Source organism: Nocardioides sp., assembly GCF_030655615.1.
In the GTDB taxonomy this organism is placed as follows: Bacteria; Actinomycetota; Actinomycetes; order Propionibacteriales; family Nocardioidaceae; genus Nocardioides.
In genome coordinates, this window is record NZ_JAURVJ010000050.1 from 1 (window position 1) to 5207 (window position 5207).

The following is a 5207-nucleotide window of genomic DNA, read 5'->3' on the forward strand; positions in this document are numbered from 1 at the left end:
CGTCGCCGCCGGCCGCGACGCCCCCGGCGCCACCCGCTGGCACGCCGGCGCCGCCCCGGTCGGGGTCGCCGACGAGCTGACCCGGGTCCGCGACCTCGCCGTCGCGATCACCGAGCACCCCGAGCAGCTCGAGCTGCACTACCAGCCGGTCCACGACCTGCGGGTCCACCGCCTGGTGGGCGCCGAGGCGCTGCTGCGCTGGACCCACCCGCTGCGCGGCGCCGTGTCGCCGATGCTCACCGTCGAGGCCGCCGAGCGCACGGGGCTGATCGTGCCCCTGGGCCGCCTGGTCCTCGAGAAGGCCCTCGCCCAGGTCGCCGAGTGGGGCGACCAGCTGCGGCCCGAGTTCCGGATGCACGTCAACGTGTCCCCGCTCGAGCTGCGCGAGCCGACCTACGTCGACCACGTTGAGGCCGCCCTCACCCGCGCCGGCGTCGCCCCCTCGATGCTGCTGCTCGAGATCACCGAGACCGCGATGGTCGCCGAGGACGCCGACGTCCACGTCACGCTCCTCGCGCTGCGCGACCTCGGCGTGAGCCTCGGCATCGACGACTTCGGCACCGGCTACTCCTCGATCGCCCACCTGCACCGTCTGCCGATCGACACGGTCAAGGTCGACCGGTCGCTCGTCTCGGGCATCGCCAAGGACTCGAGCGACTTCATGCTCACCCGCGCCGTCCTCAACCTCGTCAACACCCTCGGCGTGATGATCGTCGCCGAGGGCATCGAGAACGCCCTCGAGGCCGCCCACCTGCGCTCCATGGGCTGCCACTTCGGCCAGGGCTACCACCTCGGCCGCCCCGTCCCGGCCTCCCGCTTCCTCGCCCTCGGCGACCCCCGCTCCGCCACCGCCTGACGCTGACCCGTCAGCGATCAACGACGGGTCACCGTGACATCTCGCTGACCCGTCGTAGATCTACGACGGGTCACCGTGATTTCCGCTGACCCGTCGTAGATCTACGACGGGTCGGCGTCAGTTGTGGGTGGGGTCGAGGTCGTCGCCGGCCTCGAGCCAGCCGCGGAAGGCCTCGAGGTTGTGGGTGGGCTCGCCGCGGAGCTTGCGCCACTCCCACTCCTTGCGGATCGAGCTGGCGAAGCCGAGCTCGAGGATCGTGTTGAACGACTCGTCGGCGACCGAGAGGACCGCGCCGAGGATCTGGTCGAGGTCGTCGGGCGTCACGACCGCGAGCGGCAGGCGGGCGTCGAGGTAGATGTCGCCGAGGCGGTCGATGGCGAACGAGACGGCGTAGGTGCGCAGGTTCTTCTGCAGCAGCCAGCGGTAGACCTCCTCGCGGTTCTCGTCCGGCGCGCGACAGACGAACGCGTGGACGGCGAGGTGGTGCGGGCCGACGTCGAGGCGTACGGCGGTCTGGAGCTTCTTCTCCCCCGGCAGCGCGAACCCGAAGACGCCCGCCTCGGGGCCGCCGGGCTCCTCGGCCTCGAGGTCGTTGGCGGCGAGGTAGTCGCGGATGACGGCGACGACGGTGGGATCAGCGGGCACTCAGGGACTCTCGCATGTGGGCCCGGGCGCGGCGGTACACCCCGAGCGTCTGGTCGGCGGTGGCGTCCCACGAGAACTCCTGGGCCTGGACGACGGCGCCCGCGGCCAGTCGGTCCCGTTCGGTGTCGTCGCAGGCGACCCGGCGCAGCGCGGTTGCCCACGCCTCGGCGTCGTGGCCGGGGACCAGCACTCCGCTGTGGCCGTCGCGCACCACGGTGGTGAGCCCGCCGACGGCGGCCGCGACGACGGGGGTGCCGCACGCCTGGGCCTCGACGGCGACCAGGCCGAACGACTCGTTGTAGGACGGGACGGCGACCAGGGTGGCGGCGGCGTACCAGCGGGCGAGCTCGGGCTGGGTCACCGGCGGCACGAACCGGACGACGTCGTCGATGCCGAGATCGCGGGCCAGCGCGGCCAGGGCCGTCGGGCGGTCGAGGCCGGACCCGGAAGGGCCGCCGACGACGGGGACGACGAGCCGCGAGCGCAGCGACGGGTCGCGCTCGAGCAGCACCGCGACGGCGCGCAGCAGGACGTCGGGGGCCTTGAGGGGCTGGATCCGGCCGGCGAACATCAGCACGACCGCCTCGCGCGGCAGGCCGAGCGCGGCCCGGGCGACGGCGACGTCGGTGGGGCGGAAGACGTCGAGGTCGACGCCGGGGTGCACGACCTCGACCCGGCTGGGGTCGGCGTCGTAGAGCTTGACCAGCTGCTCGGCCTCGAGCTCGGTGTTGGCGACCAGGACGTCGGCGGCCTCGACCACCTGCTCCTCGCCGATGACCCGCGCGGCGGGCTCGGGGGTGTCGCCGGCGGCGAGCGCGTCGTTCTTGACCTTCGCCATCGTGTGCATGCTGTGGACGAGCGGGACGCCCCACCGGTCGCGGGCGAGCGCGCCGACCTGGCCCGAGAGCCAGTAGTGGGAGTGGACTGCGTCGTAGTGGCCGACCGGCTGGGCGGCCTCGGTGCGCAGCACCTCGCGAGCGAAGACGCAGAGCTGCCCGGGCAGCTCGTGCTTGGTCAGGCCCTCGAACGGGCCGGCGGTGATGTGGCGGACGAGCACCCCGTCGGCCAGGGGTACGACGGCCTCGTGGGTCGAGCTGGTCGCGCGCGTGAAGACGTCGACCTCGACCCCGCGGGCCGCGAGCCGGCGGGCGAGCTCGACGACGTAGACGTTCATCCCGCCCGCGTCGCCGGTGCCGGGCTGGTCGAGGGGTGAGGTGTGCAGGCTGATCATCGCCAGCCGTCTCAGGTCACCCATCTACCTCTCCCATGTGCACCGCAACCGTAGGTCAGGACCGGTGATTCCCCGGGCGTCCGGCCTGGCCGGCCGGATCGGGCCGGCGGAGCATCGCGACCGCGACGCACAGCGACGCCAACCCGCCCACGGCCGCCTCGACCGCGCGGTCGGGGGCGAGGTCGTGCGCGAGCTCGAGCACCGCCCAGGCGAGGGCGATCGCGCCGGTCGCCGTGACGACCGCGAGCCAGCGGGCCCGTACGAGACCCGCCCCGACGGCGGCCGCCGCGACGCCGAGCAGCCCGAGGCCTAGCCACGACAGCACGTCGACGTCGAGGAACAGGTGGGCGACCAGGCAGACCCCACCGGCCAGCGCAGCCCCCAGCGCGACGACCCGCACCCGCGCCCTCCTCCGGACCTCTCGCACCTCGTACCCCGCACCCGACGACGCGCCAGTCTGCCAGCCCGGGGATGATCGACCCATGACTCGTACCGCCGTCGTCACCGGTGCCAGCAGCGGCATCGGCGCAGCCACCGCCCGCACCCTCGCCGGACTGGGTTTCCACGTCATCTGTGCCGCCCGGCGTACCGACCGGGTCGAGGCGCTCGCCGCCGAGATCGGCGGCACCGCCGTCACCTGCGACGTCACTGACGCCGACTCGGTCGCCGCGCTGGCCGAGGCCGTCGGCGACACGCTCGACGTCCTCGTCAACAACGCCGGGGGCGCGTTCGGCTCGTCGCCGGTCGCGCAGGCCGACGCCGACGACTGGCGCCGGATGTACGAGGTCAACGTGATCGGCCTGATGCAGGTCACCCGCGCCCTCCTGCCCGCCCTGCTCCAGGCCGACGACGCCGCGGGCGTCATCTGCAACGTCGGCTCGACCGCCGGCCGCATCGCCTACGAGGGCGGCGCCGGCTACACCGCCGCCAAGCACGGCACCCAGGTCGTCACCGAGACCCTGCGCCTCGAGCTGTGGGACCAGCCGGTCCGCGTCTGCGAGGTCGCGCCCGGGATGGTCAAGACCGACGAGTTCGCGCTCGTGCGCTTCGACGGTGACGCCGACAAGGCCGCCTCGATCTACGCCGGCGTCGCCGAGCCGCTGGTCGCCGAGGACGTCGCCGACGCGATCGGGTGGATGGTCACCCGTCCCCGGCACGTCAACGTGGACGAACTGGTCCTGCGGCCGCGGGCCCAGGCGGCCCAGCACAAGGTCCACAGGATCAGTCCCTGACCGAGGGCGAGGTCAGGGCGTCGACCCCAGGAGGTTGAGCAAGCGACACGGCTGAGCCTGCGAGGCCGCGTCAGCGCGTCGAAACCACCGCAGCCTCCGGTCGACCGGGCCCAGCACGGTGTGGGGCCTGGCGTACGGCAGAATCGAGCCATGCAGACGATCGGACTGATCGGCGGGATGAGCTGGGAGTCCAGCGCCGTCTACTACCAGGCACTCAACCAGGGCGTGGAGAAGCGGCTCGGCGGCCTCTCCTCGGCCAAGACCGTGATGGCGTCGGTCGACCTGGCCGAGGTCACCGCCCTGCAGGAGCAGGAGGAGTGGGACGACGTCGCCGAGATCCTGGCCGCGGCCGGACGCTCGGTCGAGGCGGCCGGCGCCGACTTCCTGCTCATGTGCACCACGACGTTCCACATGGTCGCCGACCAGGTGGCCGACGCCGTGTCGATCCCGCTGCTCCACCTGGGCGACGTCATCGCCGACGCGGTCACCGCGCGCGGCCTCGACTCGGTCGGGTTCATCGGGACGTCGTTCTCGATGTCGCGCCGCTTCTTCGTGGACCGGATCGCCTCCCACGGCATCACCGTCCACGTGCCCGACTCGGCGAGCCACGAGGCCGTCAACCGGATCGTGTACGACGAGCTCGTGCACGGCAAGGTGCTCGACTCCTCGCGCCGCAAGGTCGTCGGGCTGGTCGACGAGCTCTGGGACGCGGGCGCCAAGGGCGTGATCCTGGGCTGCACCGAGCTCGAGCTGCTGGTGCGCCAGCACGACGTCGAGCTGCCGCTCTTCCCGGCCACCACGTTGCACGTCGACGCTGCGCTCGACCGCGCGCTGGGCTGATCGGTCGCATTGGGCTCGGGGTGCTTCGTCCCACCTGACCCAAGATTCACCGGCTGGCCGGTGAATGCCTTGCCTGGCCAATAACGCATCAGCGGCCAGGGACGGGTTGTGTCGGCCGGCCGGTGAAATCTGGGTCAGGAGTGGCTCGCCGAGCCCGACCCCGGATCACGCAGCACCACGTCGACCAGCCGCCGCAGGTCGTCGGTGAGGTCGCTCTCGACGAAGCGACCGGTGCGGCCGTCGACGTCGAGCTCGTAGGTGAAGCCGTCGGGGTGCGGCGGGGCCGCGCGCTCGGGGAGCGCGCCGACCCGGCCGAGGAGGCCGCGCACCTCGGCGGCGCGGTCGTCGTCGGCGGCGAGGTCGACCTCGGCCTCGACGGTGCGACCGACGAACCCGCCGCTCC

Annotated in this window: 7 protein-coding genes; 3 read left to right on the forward strand and 4 right to left on the reverse strand. The window is 73.0% G+C overall.

Annotated features, from left to right (window positions below):
- Window positions 1-856: EAL domain-containing protein (locus Q7T52_RS04495; protein WP_304799806.1), on the forward strand; the 856-nt coding region annotated here is incomplete at its 5' end.
- Window positions 857-973: 117 nt separating this feature from the next.
- Here Q7T52_RS04495 and Q7T52_RS04500 read toward each other — a convergent pair.
- Genes Q7T52_RS04500 through Q7T52_RS04510 form a run of 3 tightly spaced genes read right to left on the reverse strand, consistent with a single transcriptional unit; the run spans window position 974 to window position 3132 of the window.
- Window positions 974-1501, reverse strand: coding sequence for a YbjN domain-containing protein (locus Q7T52_RS04500; protein WP_304799808.1), 528 nt, complete (start codon window positions 1499-1501; stop codon window positions 974-976).
- Window positions 1491-2756, reverse strand: a complete 1266-nt coding sequence (gene mshA / locus Q7T52_RS04505; RefSeq protein ID WP_304799810.1) for a D-inositol-3-phosphate glycosyltransferase — start codon at window positions 2754-2756, stop codon at window positions 1491-1493. The genes Q7T52_RS04500 and mshA overlap by 11 nt, the downstream gene beginning before the upstream one ends.
- 31 nt (window positions 2757-2787) lie before the next feature.
- Entirely contained in the window at window positions 2788-3132 is a 345-nt protein-coding gene (locus Q7T52_RS04510; RefSeq protein WP_304799812.1) for a hypothetical protein, read from the reverse strand.
- An 82-nt stretch (window positions 3133-3214) separates the two neighbouring features.
- On the opposite strand from Q7T52_RS04510, the gene Q7T52_RS04515 reads away from it, so the two are divergent.
- Both Q7T52_RS04515 and Q7T52_RS04520 read left to right on the forward strand, forming a co-directional pair.
- The gene (locus Q7T52_RS04515; RefSeq protein ID WP_304799814.1) at window positions 3215-3964 is read left to right on the forward strand and encodes an SDR family oxidoreductase; all 750 of its coding nucleotides are present in this window, start codon (window positions 3215-3217) and stop codon (window positions 3962-3964) included.
- Window positions 3965-4114: 150 nt separating this feature from the next.
- Window positions 4115-4804, forward strand: a complete 690-nt coding sequence (locus tag Q7T52_RS04520) for an aspartate/glutamate racemase family protein (RefSeq protein WP_304799816.1) — start codon at window positions 4115-4117, stop codon at window positions 4802-4804.
- Between the two features lie 134 nt (window positions 4805-4938).
- Here the strand turns inward: Q7T52_RS04520 and Q7T52_RS04525 are convergent.
- A partial coding sequence (locus tag Q7T52_RS04525) for a protealysin inhibitor emfourin (protein WP_370692295.1) occupies window positions 4939-5207 on the reverse strand: 269 nt, incomplete at its 5' end.